The 16,042-nt window shown below is 63.3% G+C and carries 20 protein-coding genes; 16 read left to right on the forward strand and 4 right to left on the reverse strand.

All coding sequences use genetic code 11. The annotated features are described in order from the left end of the window. Positions 1-391: 391 nt before the first annotated feature. The 4 genes from G8O24_RS25575 to G8O24_RS25590 form a co-directional block, all read right to left on the reverse strand. The gene (locus G8O24_RS25575; protein WP_188104203.1) at positions 392-1,027 is read right to left on the reverse strand and encodes a MarR family winged helix-turn-helix transcriptional regulator; all 636 of its coding nucleotides are present in this window, start codon (positions 1,025-1,027) and stop codon (positions 392-394) included. Positions 1,028-1,707: 680 nt separating this feature from the next. Continuing rightward, positions 1,708-3,033 carry a flagellar protein export ATPase FliI gene (fliI, locus tag G8O24_RS25580; RefSeq protein WP_188104205.1) on the reverse strand — a complete coding sequence of 442 codons (1,326 nt, stop codon included), beginning with the start codon at positions 3,031-3,033 and terminating at the stop codon, positions 1,708-1,710. Between the two features lie 36 nt (positions 3,034-3,069). Next, positions 3,070-3,798, reverse strand: a complete 729-nt coding sequence (gene flgF, locus G8O24_RS25585; RefSeq protein WP_188104206.1) for a flagellar basal-body rod protein FlgF — start codon at positions 3,796-3,798, stop codon at positions 3,070-3,072. A 3-nt stretch (positions 3,799-3,801) separates the two neighbouring features. Further along, a complete protein-coding gene (locus G8O24_RS25590) occupies positions 3,802-4,593 on the reverse strand; it encodes a DUF1217 domain-containing protein (protein WP_188104208.1) in 792 nt (263 codons plus the stop codon). 142 nt (positions 4,594-4,735) lie between these two features. Between G8O24_RS25590 and motA the strand changes: the two genes are divergently transcribed. From motA to fliP, 16 genes are all read left to right on the forward strand, one after another. Then, positions 4,736-5,632, forward strand: a complete 897-nt coding sequence (gene motA / locus G8O24_RS25595; protein ID WP_188104210.1) for a flagellar motor stator protein MotA — start codon at positions 4,736-4,738, stop codon at positions 5,630-5,632. Further along, a complete protein-coding gene (locus G8O24_RS25600; RefSeq protein WP_188104211.1) occupies positions 5,629-6,570 on the forward strand; it encodes a flagellar motor switch protein FliM in 942 nt (313 codons plus the stop codon). The genes motA and G8O24_RS25600 overlap by 4 nt, the downstream gene beginning before the upstream one ends. Next, complete coding sequence (locus G8O24_RS25605; protein WP_188104213.1) at positions 6,551-6,865, forward strand: hypothetical protein; 315 nt, start codon at positions 6,551-6,553, stop codon at positions 6,863-6,865. The genes G8O24_RS25600 and G8O24_RS25605 overlap by 20 nt, the downstream gene beginning before the upstream one ends. Positions 6,866-6,939: 74 nt before the next feature. Beyond that, complete coding sequence (fliN, locus tag G8O24_RS25610) at positions 6,940-7,314, forward strand: flagellar motor switch protein FliN (protein ID WP_188104215.1); 375 nt, start codon at positions 6,940-6,942, stop codon at positions 7,312-7,314. 2 nt (positions 7,315-7,316) lie between these two features. After that, a complete protein-coding gene (locus tag G8O24_RS25615; RefSeq protein WP_188104217.1) occupies positions 7,317-8,357 on the forward strand; it encodes a flagellar motor switch protein FliG in 1,041 nt (346 codons plus the stop codon). A gap of 13 nt (positions 8,358-8,370) precedes the next feature. Continuing rightward, positions 8,371-9,456 carry a flagellar biosynthesis protein FlhB gene (gene flhB / locus G8O24_RS25620; RefSeq protein WP_188104218.1) on the forward strand — a complete coding sequence of 362 codons (1,086 nt, stop codon included), beginning with the start codon at positions 8,371-8,373 and terminating at the stop codon, positions 9,454-9,456. A 64-nt stretch (positions 9,457-9,520) separates the two neighbouring features. After that, a complete protein-coding gene (flgB, locus tag G8O24_RS25625; RefSeq protein WP_188104220.1) occupies positions 9,521-9,922 on the forward strand; it encodes a flagellar basal body rod protein FlgB in 402 nt (133 codons plus the stop codon). 11 nt (positions 9,923-9,933) lie between these two features. Next, positions 9,934-10,350 (forward strand): flagellar basal body rod protein FlgC, encoded by a 417-nt coding sequence (gene flgC, locus G8O24_RS25630; protein WP_188104222.1) that lies wholly within the window; start codon positions 9,934-9,936, stop codon positions 10,348-10,350. Positions 10,351-10,352: 2 nt separating this feature from the next. Further along, positions 10,353-10,682: a flagellar hook-basal body complex protein FliE gene (gene fliE, locus G8O24_RS25635; RefSeq protein WP_188104224.1), complete on the forward strand. Its 330-nt coding sequence runs from the start codon at positions 10,353-10,355 to the stop codon at positions 10,680-10,682. 18 nt (positions 10,683-10,700) lie between these two features. Then, entirely contained in the window at positions 10,701-11,492 is a 792-nt protein-coding gene (gene flgG, locus G8O24_RS25640; protein ID WP_188104226.1) for a flagellar basal-body rod protein FlgG, read from the forward strand. 13 nt (positions 11,493-11,505) lie between these two features. After that, positions 11,506-11,982 carry a flagellar basal body P-ring formation chaperone FlgA gene (flgA, locus tag G8O24_RS25645; protein WP_244645991.1) on the forward strand — a complete coding sequence of 159 codons (477 nt, stop codon included), beginning with the start codon at positions 11,506-11,508 and terminating at the stop codon, positions 11,980-11,982. Beyond that, on the forward strand, positions 11,979-13,109 hold the full coding sequence (gene flgI, locus G8O24_RS25650; RefSeq protein ID WP_188104229.1) for a flagellar basal body P-ring protein FlgI: 1,131 nt from the start codon (positions 11,979-11,981) through the stop codon (positions 13,107-13,109). The genes flgA and flgI overlap by 4 nt, the downstream gene beginning before the upstream one ends. Positions 13,110-13,176: 67 nt before the next feature. Next, a complete protein-coding gene (locus G8O24_RS25655; RefSeq protein ID WP_188104231.1) occupies positions 13,177-13,947 on the forward strand; it encodes a MotE family protein in 771 nt (256 codons plus the stop codon). Continuing rightward, positions 13,948-14,643, forward strand: coding sequence for a flagellar basal body L-ring protein FlgH (gene flgH / locus G8O24_RS25660; RefSeq protein ID WP_188104233.1), 696 nt, complete (start codon positions 13,948-13,950; stop codon positions 14,641-14,643). It abuts the gene before it with no gap. 30 nt (positions 14,644-14,673) lie between these two features. Beyond that, entirely contained in the window at positions 14,674-15,117 is a 444-nt protein-coding gene (locus tag G8O24_RS25665; RefSeq protein WP_188104235.1) for a flagellar basal body-associated FliL family protein, read from the forward strand. Continuing rightward, positions 15,114-15,854, forward strand: coding sequence for a flagellar type III secretion system pore protein FliP (gene fliP / locus G8O24_RS25670; protein ID WP_188104236.1), 741 nt, complete (start codon positions 15,114-15,116; stop codon positions 15,852-15,854). The genes G8O24_RS25665 and fliP overlap by 4 nt, the downstream gene beginning before the upstream one ends. The last annotated feature ends 188 nt before the right edge of the window (positions 15,855-16,042 follow it).

Genomic DNA, 16,042 nt, shown 5'->3' on the forward strand with positions numbered 1-16,042 from the left:
ACCCATCGCGCAGGGAAGGCCGTGTGTTGGGCTTCACCTGTATGCTGCTGTGCGGTTCTCTCTGCGCTACATCTCGCGCAGCGGACCGCGGGTGCCGCTGGCACCCGGTCTTCCCTGCGCCCTCTTGGACAAGAGGGTGAAAGATCAAGCAAAGCTCGGGCGGATTACGCCGCGAGAGCGAGAAGGCGTTTCTGCAGTTTGAAATGCAACCGGGAGAGCGATGCCGTCGCCTCATACTCCGTCATTGCGAGCTCCGCGAAGCAATCCAGAATCCCTCCTCGGAAAGACTCTGAATTGCTTCGCTCCGCTCGCAAAGACGATTTGCAGAGAAGGTGCCCACCACAAGGATAGGGTGAGCAGGGCGCCTTGCGCCTCCGCCACCCCACGGCACTCAACCCTGGCTGGCGACCCGCGCGCGGTCGAGATGCTCCTCGATCCTGGGGCGGTCGCGGGTGCGCTCGAAGCTGGTGCACAGCAGTTCCGTCTCCTCGAGCGAGATGGGAGCGCGGTACAACCGGCACATGAACTCGGCAGTGGTGCGTCCCTTGCCTGTGACCGGGCTGCGCTCGGCCAGGAACATGCAATCGCGGCAGATGCTGGCATCGAGTCGCTGATGAGCTGCATCGAGATGATTGAGAACCTCGCGGAGCGAGTCGCGCAACCTGACGCATTCCTCGGTGCCGAGCGAGTTGACCGCATTCACGACGTGATTGATCGGATCATGCTGGCTCAGGCATTTCTCCCCCTGCGGGGTGACGTGCAGCACGACGGAACGCTTGTCTTCCTGCGACGGTTTGCGCACCAGGAAGGATTTGCTCTCCAACGTCTTCACGATTTGCGACGCCGTCGCTCTGGTCGCGCCGATGAAGCCGGCGAGAGCAGAGGGCGTGCGCGAGAAACGATTGGCGCGGCCGAGAAAGCGCAGCGCCATCCACTCTCGATCCCGCAACCCGTGTTGATTGCCTTCGAAATACCAGGCTCTGGCCGCCTGAACGAGCAGCTCGACTGCTTCGCGTGCCAACGGCATGAATTCCTACCTCGCCCTGCGCGAGAAACGGTCCTGCCGATGGCATGCCAACCGCAGGGTCGTCGAACGTCCGCCCGAGCTGCCGTCACTGCCGGACGATGGATCGGAGTTGTTCAACCGAAGCCCCTGAGTTCAAGTTACACGCAGACGTTTCTTATGTTCGACCGAAACGATGAATGAGCTTCTTAACAAAATCAAGTCAAGACACTCGTGGAGAACGGATGTCGTTGCCGACGAATGTAACGTTCAAGACAATCTCATTCTTCGGGAACACATGATGGTGAACGCAAGATGCAGTCAACAGGCTAGATGCACGTAGTATTACGCGCGCTTGATTGCATGCATATTGCCGTAGATCGTCGCTGCAATCTGATCGAAGCTTGTGCAGGACAGGCGGTGCGCATGACGAAAGTCATCCACAACTTCCGCGATCTGTTGCCGAAATGGCCGAGATGGCGTCAGGGGAACTCTGGCGAATTGCACGTGTCGGTTGTTGCGCTGTTGTGTCTGGCGTGTCGTCTGCACGTCGTTTGAGCGCCCGGCCGATCGTGCTCATTCAAATGGTTGAGACTGGCAGCTTATTAGGGCGAACGTGCGCCTATGCGGTTTGTGCCACGACATGCGTGCATCGAGGCAAGATGCGCGTGGGCCGATCGCGTGCCCGGCCCGCTGCTTGCGCGCTAGTCGCCCTTGAGCATGTCCCTCAGTTCGCGGAACGGGTCGGCGCTCGGCGCAGCGGAGGCGTCTTGGCGCATCGCGTTGTAGATTCGCGGGACCATGTCGATGGCCTGATCAAGCCCCGAATCGCGACCCGACTGGTATCCGCCCATCAGGCGAAGGTCGCGTGTGTCCTCGTATTTGGCGATGAGGGTCCGCAATTTACTCACCAGTTCGCGTTCCTCGGGGTCCCAGACGTTGTGAGCGAGGCGGGAGACCGAGGCCAGCACGTCCACGGCGGGATAGCGCGCCTGGTCGGCGATGTGCCTGGAAAGCACGATGTGGCCGTCCAGCGTGCTGCGGATGGTGTCGGCGATCGGCTCATTGTGATCGTCGCCGTCGACCAGCACGGAGAAGATCCCGGTGATGGTCCCGGATCCCTCCTCGCCCGGCCCGGCGCGTTCCAGCAGGCGCGGCAGATCGGTGAAGACAGTCGGGGCGTAGCCGCGCGCGACCGCGGGCTCGCCGGCTGCGAGTGCGACCTCGCGTGCGGCGTGGGCAAAGCGGGTGATCGAATCGACCACGAGCAACACCGATTCGCCGCGGTCGCGGAAATATTCGGCCACCGCCATCGCCGTCTTCGGCGCCAGTCGCCGCATCATCGGGCTTTCGTCGCCGGTCGATACGACGGTGACGGCGCGGTTGCGATCGTTGCCGAGCACGTCCTCGATGAATTCGCGCACTTCGCGGCCGCGCTCGCCGACCAGCGCCAGCACGACGGTGTCGAAGCCCTGGCTGCGGGCAAGCATGGCCAGCAGCGTCGATTTGCCGACGCCGGAGCCGGCGAAGATGCCGACGCGCTGCCCGGCACAGATCGGGGCAAACAGGTCGATGACGCGCACGCCCGTGCTCAGCGGCTTGTGGACGCGCGCCCGCTTCATCGCCGGCGGCGCCTCCGTCTCGGCCGAGACGGCCCGCGATCCCGGGGTGAGGGGACCCATTCCGTCCAGCGGTACGCCGAGCGCGTTGATGACGCGGCCCTTCCAGCTTGGATCCGGCGCGAACGACAAGGCCGGCATGCGGTAGGCGACCGAGCCGAGCCCGCCGCCGAATTGCCTGTCAAACGGTTTGGCGACGATGCCGTCGCTGTCGATCCGCACCACTTCGCCGATCTGGGACTTGCCGCCGGTATTGACGCCGATCAGCTCGCCGAGCTTGACCGAGCGCGACAGGCCGGAGACGCGGAAATGTGTCGGTGCGATCTCGGAGATCGCGCCGCTGATGCTTGCCAGCGGCGTGCTCTGCTGAAGTTCGAGCAGCGCCCACTCAAGTTGCCGGAGAGCGTTCAAGGAAATCGTCCACCCATATTACGCGCGACGCGCAGTCTACTTGTTGGGATCGCCCAGCGTCTGGATTGCGTTCCGAAGCGTGCTCTCGGTGCCGTCGATCAGCGAGTTGGTGCTGTCGAAGGCGCGCGAGGCCGCCATCAGCTTCGTCAACTCCATCATCGGATTGGCGCCGGAGCCCTCGACGTAACCTTGCTTGAAGCCATCCCGGCTGAAATCGGCAATGGCGGTGGCGGGACGGTCGGGTGTGACGCCGGAATTGCCGTAGCGCTCGAGATCGGCATCGGGGGGAATGTTGAACAGGCCGATGGTGCCGATCTCGTTGTTGTCCTGGGTGATCGCGCCGCTGCGCGAGATCGAGACGGGGCCGCCGTTGGGGTCGAGCGTCAACTGTGCGCCGCCGGAATCGATGACGGGGAAGCCCGACACGGTCTGAAGGTCGCCGTTCGGGGCGATCTGGAGTCGGCCGTCGCGAGTATAGACCGTGCCGTTGGGGCCGGCGAAGGCTATAAAGCCCTGTCCGACCACGGCGACATCGAGCGGGTTGCCGGTCTCGGTGATGTTGCCGGTCTCACGCGAGATGATGTTTTCGCCGGGCGAGGAGAACGCCACCGGATTGGCGGCGGCCTTGGAGAGCACCGTCTCGAATTTCACGACGTCGGTGCGGAAACCCGAGGTGTTGACGTTGGCGACGTTGTTGGCGATCGTCTGCAGGCGCTTTTCCAGCGCGACCTGCGCCGACAACCCGACATAAAGAGCCGATTGCATGGCTTACCTGTTGAACTTGATGTTTTGAAGTGTCGTCAGCATACCGGTGTCCAGGCTCGCCCCCGATGCCGATGCGCCGGTAATCAGGACCAGCGCGGGGTTGGTCGAGGGGTCGCTCTGGGCCTGGGTTGCGTCCCACATCGCGGCGAAGCGCTGGACGAACTTGGTGACCTTGGTGGGGTCCTTGAAATCCGCGAGGTTGATCTTGTCGGTGATCATCTTCGCCTGCATGTCGATATCGGACGAACTGATCGTCGACGACCAGCCCATGGCGGTCTGCACCACCTGGGTCAAGGCCTTGTCGGCGAGGATCTGGTAAGGGCTCGCGATCGAGGAAGCCTTGCGGGTGAAGTAGAGCGCCAGCCGCAGACCCTCGTTCTGGTCGCCGGCATTCTGCTCCAATGTCTGGGTGGCATATTGGCTGGTCGTGCCGGTCGTGGCGGCGGTGCTCTGGGTCGCGGCGGCGCCGAGCGCCGCGAAATTGAAGGCAGCGGCGAATTCCCGGTAGCGGGCGTCGGTCAACTTGTTGGCGAAAGTAGTCGGAGTCGCGATGCCCTCGGTCAGCACTTTCCGCATGAACGCCTTGGCGTAGATCATGTCGTCGAGGCCGTAGGCCTTCATCGCATAGGTGTAGAGCTTATAGTTATTGAGGAAGTCGTCGATGCTCTTCACTTTGCCGATATTGGCAAGGTAGTAGGCGGTATCGCGGCTGACGTCGGGCTGCTGCTCGACCTGGGTGAGCGACCTGCTCATGTCCGTGGTCAGTCTCGTGTAGTCCGCGATGGTGGATAGCATGGCCCCCGCCCCTTTGGCCGCCCTTGCGACATGATCTCAAGTTGCCGCCAATTGCTTGCGCGGGGCTGGCCATGCCATAGCCAGCTTCGCGCAAGCGTCGCCGACTAGATATTCCCGGTGGGATCGGCGATGGAGTGGCGGGTTGCTCAGTTTCGTGGGGATTTTCATCACGGTGGCGGCGCTGCTCGGCGGATTTGCCGCCATGGGCGGGCACCTGGCCGTGCTCATGCAGCCGTGGGAATTCGTGATCATCATGGGTACGGCGATCGGCACCTTCATCGTGGCCAATCCGTGGAAGACGGTCGTTGATACCGGCGTTGCCTGCATGCAGGCCATCACCGGCGCGGTGCCGGGGGAGCGCTATTATCTCGATCTGCTCGGGGCGCTTCATGCCCTGATGCGCGAGCTGCGCGGCAAGGGTCGCAACGAGGTCGAGGCTCATATCGACGATCCCTCATCCTCGGAGATCTTCAAGGCGTTTCCGAGCGTGCTCGGGGATCCCGCGCTGCTCCAGTTCATCTGCGACTATGTCCGCCTCATCATCATGGGCAATGCGCGCACGCACGAGATCGAGGCGCTGATGGACGAGGAGATCCACACCATCGTGAAGAGCAAGCTGACGCCCTACCACGCTCTGGTGACGGTGTCCGAGGCGCTGCCGGCGCTCGGCATCGTCGCCGCCGTGCTCGGCGTCATCAAGGCCATGGGCGCGCTCGATCAATCGCCGAAGCTGCTCGGCGGCTTCATTGGCGCGGCGCTGGTCGGTACTTTCGCCGGCATCTTCCTCTCCTACGGCATCATTTCGCCCTTTGCGCTGAAGATCAAGATGACGCGCGAGAAGAAGTGTCGGCCCTACATCATCGTCAAGCAGACGCTGCTGGCGTTCATGAACGGCGCCATGCCGCAGATCGCGGTCGAGCACGGCCGCAAGATGATCGCGAGCGGCGAGCGGCCGTCGATCGACGTCGTCGAGAACGAAACGATCGCAGGTCCCAAGGCCGTCGTGGCCGACGCTGAACCCAAGGCGGCACGCGCATGACCATGGAAGACGTCGAGGTCGATCAACGGAAGCAGTTGCCGAACTATCTGCTGGACGCGGCCGGCATCTCGATCGAACGCATGCCGATGCTCAATGTGATCTTCGATCGCATGGCGGCATCGTGTACGGACAGCCTGCAGCCGATGGCGGGTACGCCCTGCTATTTCTCGGTCAACGGCATCACCAACGACCCGCTCGGCGACATCATCAAGGACTACGAGGGCAACGCAGTTGCCGCCGTGCTCTATGCCGAGCAGTGGGATTCGCGCGTCATCATCATGCTGGATCGCGACTTTGTGTTCACCATGGTGGAGGCGATGTTCGGCTCCGACGGCGCCGAGCCGCCGCTCGATGTCGAGCGCACCTTCTCGAATATCGAGATCCGCCTTGTCCAGGCGCTGTTCGAGCGGTTCGCCAAGGCGCTGCAGACCGCCTTCGCCGGCACGTCCAACGTCACCTTCCGGGTCGAGCGGGTCGAGACGGCGATGGCGTCGCTGGCGATCGGGCGCGCCAGCAACATGTCGATCTGCGCGAACATGATGGTGCAGGCGCTCTATCGCGGCGGCCAGATGTTCCTGATCATTCCGCATTCCGCGCTCAATCCGCTGAGGCAGAAACTCGCTCACGTCGTCGTCAGCGAGGGCGGTGCGGCCGACCCTCGCTGGCGCGAGCAGTTGGAGAGTGAGGTTCACCGCACCGAGGTGACGCTGAGCGCGGTGCTCGACGAGAAGATGATCTCGCTCGAGGACGTCGTGAAATTCAAGGTGGGGCAGGTCCTCGAGCTCGAAGCCACCCCGCGCACCCTAGCGCGTCTCGAAAGCAACAACCAGGTGCTGTTCTGGTGCCAGATCGGCCAGCTCGATGGCTACTACGCCATGCAGGTGGCAGATCCCGTCGATCAGAAGCGGGAGTTCGTCGATGATATCCTATCTCGTTGATGCAGTGCTGCTGATTGCGTTGGCCTTCACCAGCATGCGGGTGACCCGGATGCACCGCGAGCTGGCGCGGCTCCGCAGCTACCAGGGCGAGTTTTCGACCATCGTCCATGAGACCGCGGGTGCCTTCGACACGGTGATCACTGCGGCGCACGATTCGACCGCAAGTCTGGGCCGGCTCGCCAACGTGCTGAGCACGAAGATCGACCAGGCCCACGAGGCGATCGCCGCACTCGATGCGCGTAGCGGGCTCCAGCCCGCTGCCACCGTGAGTGGTGCCGAAGCCAGCAAGCATTAGGGCCGGGCCGGCTCAAAAGACAGATCGGAACGCCGCGGCGCTCCGGGAGCGGAAATACCAAGAGGCGATACCAAATGGCGCAATCCTTCGACTACGAGTCTGCAACCGCGTCCGACGAAGCCGAGGCGTCTCCGCTGGAGCGGCTGGCGGAGATCGCCGCGCGCACGGCCGAGGAAACCGGCAAGTTCGCCAATGTCGATGCCATTCTGCGAATTCCCGTCACCATGCAGGTGGTGCTGGGGTCGGCGACGATTCCGGTGGCCAATCTGATGAAGCTAGGCCGCGGTGCCGTGGTTCCGCTCGATCATCGCGTCGGTGAGCCCGTCGACGTCGTGGTGAACGGCCGTGTCGTGGCCCGCGGCGAAGTGGTCGTCGTGGAAGAGGACAATTCCCGCTTCGGTGTCTCGCTCACCGAGATCGTCGGGCCGCTGGGGCAGAGTGATTCCTGACCATGGCGGCACAGGTCGGCATCGCTCCCGTCAAGCAGCGCGGCGTCGCCACGCTGGGCGGAACGGAAAAGGTCGCAGCGCTCCTGCTGGCCATGGGCCGGCAGGCCGCCGCGAGCGTGCTCGCGCAGTTCGAGCCCCAGGACATCCGCATCGTCACCAAGGCCGCGGCCGAGCTGCGGCCGATTACGGCGCAGGAACTTGAAGCGATCGTCGAGGAGTTCGCCCAGCAGTTCTCGATGGGCGCGAATATCCTTGGAACCATCGGCGGTCTCGAGGCCGTCCTCAACGACGTGCTTCCCGCCGACCAGGTCACCGCGATCATGTCGGACCTGCTCGGCAATTCGAGCCGGTCGGTGTGGGACCGCGTCTCGTCGGTGTCGGAAAACTCGCTGGCGACCTACCTGTCGAAGGAGCATCCGCAGACCGCGGCCCTGATCCTGTCCAAGGTCAAGCCATCCTGCGCCGCCAAGGTGATGAGCCAGTTGCCGTCGAGCCTGCGCAACGAACTGATGCGGCGCGTGCTCAGCCTCAAGCCGATCGTCGACGACGCGATGAAGGTTCTCGAAAAGACGCTGCACGAAGACCTGACACTCAACTTCGCGCGCAACCTCGGCGCCGATACCTACGCTCGCGTCGCCGACATCATCAACAAGATGGAGCGCGGCCATATCGAAGACATGCTGAAGAGCCTGTCGGAGAAACGGCCGAAGTCGGCGGAAGTGCTGAAGGAGCTGTTGTTCACCTTCGACGACGTCGTCAATTTGACGCCGAAGGCGCGCACCATGATCTTCGACCAGGTGCCGACCGATCGCATCGTCGTCGCGCTGAAGGGGACCGACAAGCACTTCCGGGAGCTGATCCTGTCCTCGGTCGCCTCGCGCGTCCGCCGGGTCGTCGAGCACGAGCTCGCGATCGGCGAGCCCTCGAACCAGCGCGACGTGCTGGAGGCGCGCCGCGTGATTACCGATCTCGCACTCGACCTCGCCGAGAAGGGTGAAATCGAGCTCAATCCCGATCAGGAGGATGAGCTGGTCTTCCGCTGACCGCTGAACGGGCATGGCAGAGACATCCGACCAGGAGAGCAAGACCGAAGAGCCGACCGAGAAGAAAGTCCGCGATGCGCTCGAACAGGGCAAGATTCCGGTCTCTCGGGAGGCGTCGATGTTCGCCTCCATGGCGGCGTTGATGGTGATTCAGGCGTTCCTGGTCGGGCAGGGCGTGCAGCAGCTGACGCCGACCTTATCGGGCTTCTTGGACGATCCCAGCGGCTTCCGCCTTCGCACCGGGGCGGACGCGCAGAACCTTCTCACCGTCGTGGGTCTCGAAGCCCTGCGATTCCTGGTGCCGCTGGTCGTGATCCTGGCGGCGTTCGGGCTCGCGGCCTCATTGCTGCAGAACGCGCCACGGCTGGTGCTGGATCGCATCATGCCGGACTTCTCCCGCATCTCGCCGTTCAGCGGTTGGAGCCGCATCTTCGGAACGCAGGGTCTGGTGGAGTTCGCCAAATCGCTGTTCAAGCTAGCCTCGGTGGCATCAGTCGTCTTTTTCGTCCTGCGATCGTCGGAGGCGAAGGCGTTCGAGGCGATGTACACCGATCCGGTCGCATTGCCGGAGATGATCCTCACCATCGCGATGCGGATCGTGTCGGCAATCTGCATCGCGACCATCGTGCTGGTCGCAATCGATCTCGCCTGGGCGCGCTTCCATTGGCGACGTGAGCTGCGCATGACCAAGCAGGAGATCAAGGACGAGCACAAGCAGGCCGAGGGTGATCCACTGGTCAAGGCGCGCCTGCGTTCGCTGGCGCGCGACCGCTCGCGTCAGCGCATGATCGCCTCCGCGGCGCGAGCGACGCTGGTGATCGCGAACCCGACGCATTTTGCGATCGCACTGCGCTATCAACGCAAGGAGAATCCGGCTCCGCTCGTGGTGGCCAAGGGCATGGACCTGGTTGCGCTGAAGATCCGCGAGGTCGCCGAGCAGAACAAGATTCCGGTGATCGAGAACAAGGCGCTCGCCCGCGCGCTCTACGAGGCGGTGCAGGTCGATCAGGTGATTCCGGCCGAGTTCTTCCGCCCGGTTGCCGAAATCATCTACTTCCTGCAGTCGAAGCAAACTCCGCGGCCCGAGAAGGTCCAATAGATTTCCGAGGATTGTGCTTCGCGCAACAGCTTGACGAAAGCTTAACGCCCTAGGGTTCTTGCCAATGAACCATAATGGGGCCGTCGTGGGACCGCTTTTTCTCTTCGAGCTCGCATCGTCGCAAGCGCGCTGGCTCGAGCTTCGCCAGTCGACGATCGCCACCAACGTCGCCAATGCGAATACGCCTGGCTTCAAGGCGCGCGACGTAGAGCCCTTCAACAAGGTGCTCGACGGCATGCCGGTCAGGCTCGCGACCACGTCGCCGTCGCACATGCAGCTGTCTCCGGCCGAAACCGATACGCGCGCGACCGCGAAGAAGGATAGCTGGGACGTCGTTCACTCCGGCAACTCCGTCAGCCTCGAGCAGGAGATGATCAAGGGCAGCGACGTCAATCGCGACTATTCGATGAACTCGGCGATTGTGCGGTCGTTCAACCGCATGATCATGAGCAGCGCGAAGACCTGAGGTGATTTGACATGCTGGACGCTCTATCGGCTTCATTGACGGTCGCAAGCTCCGGGCTCGAAGCGCAATCGACCCGCATGCGCATCGTCTCGGAAAACCTTGCGAATGCGAGCTCGACCGGGCGCACCGCGGGAGCGGATCCCTATCAGCGCAAGACGATCACCTTCGATGCCGCATTGGATCGCGCTTCCGGTACGCAGCTGGCCAAGGTCAAGGAAATCGGAGTCGACACCACGCCGTATCGCGTCGAGTACGATCCGGGCCATCCTGCCGCCGACAAGGCCGGCTACGTCAAGATGCCCAACGTCAACATGATGATCGAGATGGCGGACATGCGGGAAGTCAACCGGTCCTATGAGGCCAATCTCCAGGTCGTGAAGCAGGTGAGATCGATGCTCGGCATGACCATCGACCTGTTGAGGAGCTGACAATGCTTGAAGCCATCTCATCCACCGCGATCACCGCAGGGCAGGCGGCGTCCCGCACGTCCGAAACACAGTCCATCGCACCGATGGCGACGTCTGCGGTCCAGTCCGCCGACGATCTCGGCTTCGATTCTGTGATGAAGCAGGTGACCACGGACGCGATTGGAACGCTGAAGGCCGGCGAGGCGGCGTCGATCTCGGCGATGCAGGGCAAGGAATCGACGCGGAAGGTCGTCGAGGCGCTGATGTCGGCCGAGCAGGCCTTGCAGACCGCGGTCGCGGTCCGCGACAAGGTCGTGCAGGCCTACCAAGAAGTCGTTCGAATGTCGATTTGATCTGAGGGAGTGCCGTAAGTGAAATCGCTCGCCATTGCCGCGACGGGCATGAATGCCCAGCAGACCAATATCGAGGTCATCGCGAACAACATCGCCAACATCAACACGACGTCGTTCAAGCGCGCGCGTGCGGAATTCACCGATCTGTTCTATCAGATGGACCGCATGCAGGGCGTCGCGAATGTCAACGGCTCCTCGCCGATCCCGGAAGGCGCCAATCTCGGTCTCGGCGTCAAGTCGGCCGCCATCCGCAAGCTGCATATCCAGGGTCCGCTCACCCAGACCGGAAACCCTTATGACCTCGCGATCAACGGCCGCGGTTGGTTCCAGGTGCTCGGTCCCAACAACGAGATTCAATACACCCGCGCCGGCTCGTTCAACACCAATGGCAACGGCCAATTGGTGACGATCGACGGCTACCTGCTCGATCCCAACATCACGGTGCCGCAGGGAACGGTGCAGGTCACCGTCAACCAGACCGGGCAGGTCTTTGCCAAGCTGGACACTGAAGTCAATCCGCGGCAGATCGGCCAGCTCAATCTTGCCAATTTCGCCAACGAAGCGGGCCTCGAGCCGCTCGGCAGCAACCTCTATCGCGAGACCACGGCGTCAGGCGCGCCGGTCGTCGGCCTGCCCGGCGATGCCGGCTACGGCAAGATCAACCAGCAATGGCTCGAATCCTCGAACGTCGATCCCGTCAAAGAAATCACCGAGTTGATATCGGCGCAGCGCGCCTACGAAATGAACGCCAAGGTCATCCAGGCGTCGGATGAAATGGCCTCGACGGTATCGAAGGGTCTCAGTCGCTAGTTTCGGTGTGTCCATGTTGAACAGGATGGGCCTGATCGTGCGCGGGTTGGCCGCTGCGCTGTTGATTCTCGTCTCCGCGCGGCTCGCCGCCGCAGACGAGAAGCGGCTTCCAGTGCCGGCGGTCGCGATCCGCGCCGGCGAGCTGATCAGGGAGGACATGATCACCGAGCGCAGCTTTGAGCCCAACGCGCTCGGCGTCGCCATGTTCGTTGAAGGACGTCAGGTCCTGGTCGGCCGCATGGCGCGGCGGGCGCTGCTGCCGGGGCAGCCGATCCCGACCAATTCGGTCGAGGACCCCTGGACCATCGCCCGCGGCGCCATGGTCAAGGTCGTGGTCGAGGATTCCGGCCTGTCGATCGTGACCTACGGGGCCGCGATGCAGTCGGGCGCGCCGGGCTCGCTCATCACCGTGCGGAACACCGATACGGGCGTGATGATCAGGGCGATTGTCCAGCCCGATGGCACCGTCAAGGTTGCGGACGGGTCATGACCAGAGTTCTGATCGCCCTCGTCCTCATTCTGTCCGCCGCCAGCGTCCAAGCAGCCGTCCGCATCAAAGACATCGCCGATATCAAGGGATTGCGCGAAAACCAGATCGTGGGCTACGGGCTCGTCATCGGCCTCAACGGCACCGGCGATACCCTGCGCAACGCGCCGTTCACGGAACAGTCGCTCCAGTCGATGCTCGAGAATATGGGCATCAATGTCCGGAACGAGACGACCAGCACGAACAATTCGTCGCGGCCGACGACGCTGCGCACGCGCAATGTTGCGGCGGTGATGGTGACCGCGGACCTGCTGCCGTCGATCGGACCGGGCGAACGGATGGACGTGACGGTGTCGTCGCTGGGAGATGCGACGTCACTGCTCGGTGGCACGCTGGTGATGACGTCGCTGCGCGCGGCCGACGGTGCGGTTTACGCGGTGGCGCAGGGCGCGGTCACGGTTGCCGGCTACAGCGTCGGTGGCCAGGCCCAGAACGTCAGCCAGGGCACGCCGACGGCAGGGCGCATTCCGAACGGCGCGCTGGTCGAGCGCGAGGTGCAGGGAAGTCTCCACGAGATGGAATTCCTCGTGCTCGAGCTCAAGAATCCCGATTTCGTGACGGCGACGCGAATCCTCGACGCCGTCAATCGTTATGCCGGCGGCCGCTACCGTTCCCAGATCGCCTTTGAGCGCGACTACCGGACGATCGTGCTGTCCAAGCCGCGCTATGTCGGGCCGGTCCGCTTTCTCGCCGAGATCGGAGAACTCACGGTCGAGCCCGACACGCCCGCGCGAGTCGTGATCAACGAGCGTACCGGCACGGTTGTGATCGGGCGCGACGTGCGGATCTCGACCGTGGCCGTCACGCACGGAAACCTGACGGTCCGTGTCACCGAGATGCCCGTGGTGTCACAGCCGGCGCCGTTCTCGCAAGGCCAGACGGTCGTCGTGCCCCAGACCGTGGTCGAGGCCAACGAGGCCGGATCGCAAGTGGCGATCCTGAGTGGCGTCGATCTCCAGCGCCTGGTGCGAGGGCTGAATCAGATCGGCCTGAAACCATCAGGCATCATCGCGATCCTCCAGGCGATCAAGACCGCGGGCGCGCTGCAGGCTGAAGTCATCGTGCAATGATGCATAAGCGTCGTGCAAGCTTGGTCGCTCAATGCTCTGGTCTCGACCGAGAATCGTACGCGGCCCGATGCTGAAGCTGGATCACAAAGCGCAACTCCTTCTCCTCGCAGCGACGTTCGCGCTCGCGGCCGGCTCGCCCGTGCTGGCGCTGGACGAGCCGAAGCCGTCGAAGCCGCTCAATTTGCTTTCCTTCGCGCGCGCGCGTGCGCCAGGGCCGCAGAAGCCGCGCGGACCGGCGACGCCGGCATCTGGCGAAACCACGGGGGCGACGGCTTGGGCGGCCGAAGATTCTGGCCCCGCGACCACCAGTGCGGTGCCGACGTTGGAGACGCCTCCGCCCGCGCCGTCTCCCGCGTCCGCGCCGATGCGTCCAGCGAAGCCCGGCAGCGTAACCGCGCCGCCAAAGCCGGCGCCGGCTCAGGCGGTTGCGCCTGCGGACAATGAAGTCGCGCTGTTCTGCAGCAACGTCGCCGATCCCGCCGTCGATGCCAGGCTGGCCTGGCAGCTGAAGGAGCTGGAAAAGGCCGAGAGCCAGTTGCGCGAGCGGATCGCCGAAGTCGAGGCCAAGCGGGCCGAGTATGAGAAGTGGATGGCGCTTCGCGACGACTTCTTGAAGAAGGCCGAAGCGGGCGTCGTCGAGATCTATTCACGCATGAAGCCCGACGCGGCGGCGACCCAGATCGCCGGCATGGCGGACGAAACCGCCGCCGCTGTGCTCGCCAAGCTCAGCCCCAGGAGCTCGAGCGCGATCTTCAATGAGATGGAGACGTCTCGTGCGGCCCATCTCGCCGATGTGCTCGGCGGAATGCGTCGCGTGGACGACGGAAAGACCAAGTAAATGAAGACGCCGATCCTCATCCTGTCGCTCGTGCTTCTCGCCGGATGCTCGCATGATCCCGCAGAGATTTTGACGGGACCGAAACTGTCGCCCGTGGGCAGCGGCCTGAGGACGCCGGCCGAGCCTATCCCGGTGACGCCCCGCATGCGCACGCCCGTAAGCTATCGCTCGACCTGGGATGACGGCACCGATCTCTATCGAGATCCTCGTGCCCGGCGCGTCGGCGACGTCGTGACGGTGATCATCTCGATGCAGGACAAAGCCAAGCTCGACAACAAGACCGGCCGCTCGCGCGACTCGCAGATCCAGTTTGGTCTGAACTGGCTGATGGACGCCGCCGGGTGGCAAGACAAGGGCCAGACCAACGCCAATCTCAACACCAATACCCAGATCAAGGGCAACGGCCAGATCGACCGATCCGAGGACATCAAGCTCTCCATCGCAGCCGTCGTCACCGACGTGTTGCCGAACGGAAACATGATGATCAGCGGCTCGCAGGAGTTTGGGATCAATACCGAGATGCGCGTGCTCAATGTCGGTGGCATCGTGCGTCCCCGCGATATTTCGCGAAGCAACACGATCTCCTACGAGAAGATCGCCGAGGCGCGTGTGTCCTATGGCGGTCGCGGAAATCTGTCCGACGTGCAGCAGCCTGGATGGGGACACCGGATCTATGATGCCGTGGCACCGTTCTGAGGCTCGCGCGTCCTGGCGGCAGGGGGCCTCATGCGCCTGATTGCCGCCATCCTCGTGCTGACCCTGGTCGCGATCGGCGCGGGTGCGCTTGCGGGCCTGCATCTGTTCGCCGCGGCCGAGCGGGTCGCCGACGCGAAAAAGGGCGCCACCCCGCCGCCGATCGCGTCGAGCTACACCGGCAGCGCGCGGCTCAGGAAGCTGTCGCCGATCGTGACCAACCTGGCGGCGCCGGCCAACAACTGGGCGCGCGTCGAGGCTTCCATGGTCACCGACAGCATGAGCGACGAAGATGCCGGCATCCTCGCCGCCCATATCAGCGAGGACATCGTCACTTACCTGCGGTCCGCCTCGGTTACGCAGTTCGAAGGTACGCGCGGGCTTCAGCACCTGCGCGACGACCTGTCCGAACGCGCCAGCATCCGCTCGTCCGGCAAGGTCCGCGAATTGATCATTGAGACGTTGGTGATCCAGTGAAATTGAGAGTCCTGCTGCTCGCCTTGCTGCTGGTCGTGCTGCCCGAGGTGGCGTTCGCCCAGATCCCGGACCTCAATTCGCTGCTGCCGCCGGGCAACGGCTCGACCAGCGGCCGCATCATTCAGCTGATGGCGCTGCTGACGGTGCTGTCCGTCGCACCGGGCCTGCTCATCATGGTGACGAGTTTCACGCGCTTCGCCGTCGCGCTGTCGTTTCTGCGCGCGGGCCTTGGTCTGCAGACGACACCTCCGAACCTCGTGCTGATCAGCCTCGCGATGTTCATGACCTTCTACGTCATGGCGCCGACCTTCGATCGCGCCTGGGAAACCGGCGTGCAGCCGCTGATGAAGAACGAGATCTCGGAGGAAGAGGCCTATCTGAAGATCAGCGACCCTTTCCGCGAGTTCATGCTGGCGCATGTCCGTGACAAGGATCTGCAGACGTTCGAGTCGCTCGCCGCTGAAAGCTTCCGCAAGAAGCTCGACGACAAACGTATCGACATGCGCGTCATAATCCCCGCCTTCATGATCTCCGAGCTACGGCGCTCGTTCGAAATCGGATTCCTCGTCATCCTGCCGTTTCTCGTCATCGACATGATCGTGGCGACACTGACCATGTCGATGGGCATGATGATGATGCCGCCCTCGATCCTCGCCCTGCCGTTCAAGGTGTTGTTCTTCGTGTTGATCGACGGCTGGAATCTGCTTGCCTCCGGGCTGGTGCGGTCGTTCTCGTAGCGCGGATGATCGAGCTAACGGTCGGTTAAGGTTAGCAAGGCGTAACATTAACCATATGATTTTGCTGAATAATTCAAGGTCGTCTTAATCCAGAAGCAAGATTCGACGTGCTAGCAATGCGGCACGGCGGGTTGGACCCCACCCACATCAGTCCAAAGGCATGATGCCGCCCCTCCGTACCGGTGAAA

Source organism: Bradyrhizobium campsiandrae (assembly GCF_014529705.1).
Lineage (GTDB): Bacteria > Pseudomonadota > Alphaproteobacteria > Rhizobiales > Xanthobacteraceae > Bradyrhizobium > Bradyrhizobium campsiandrae.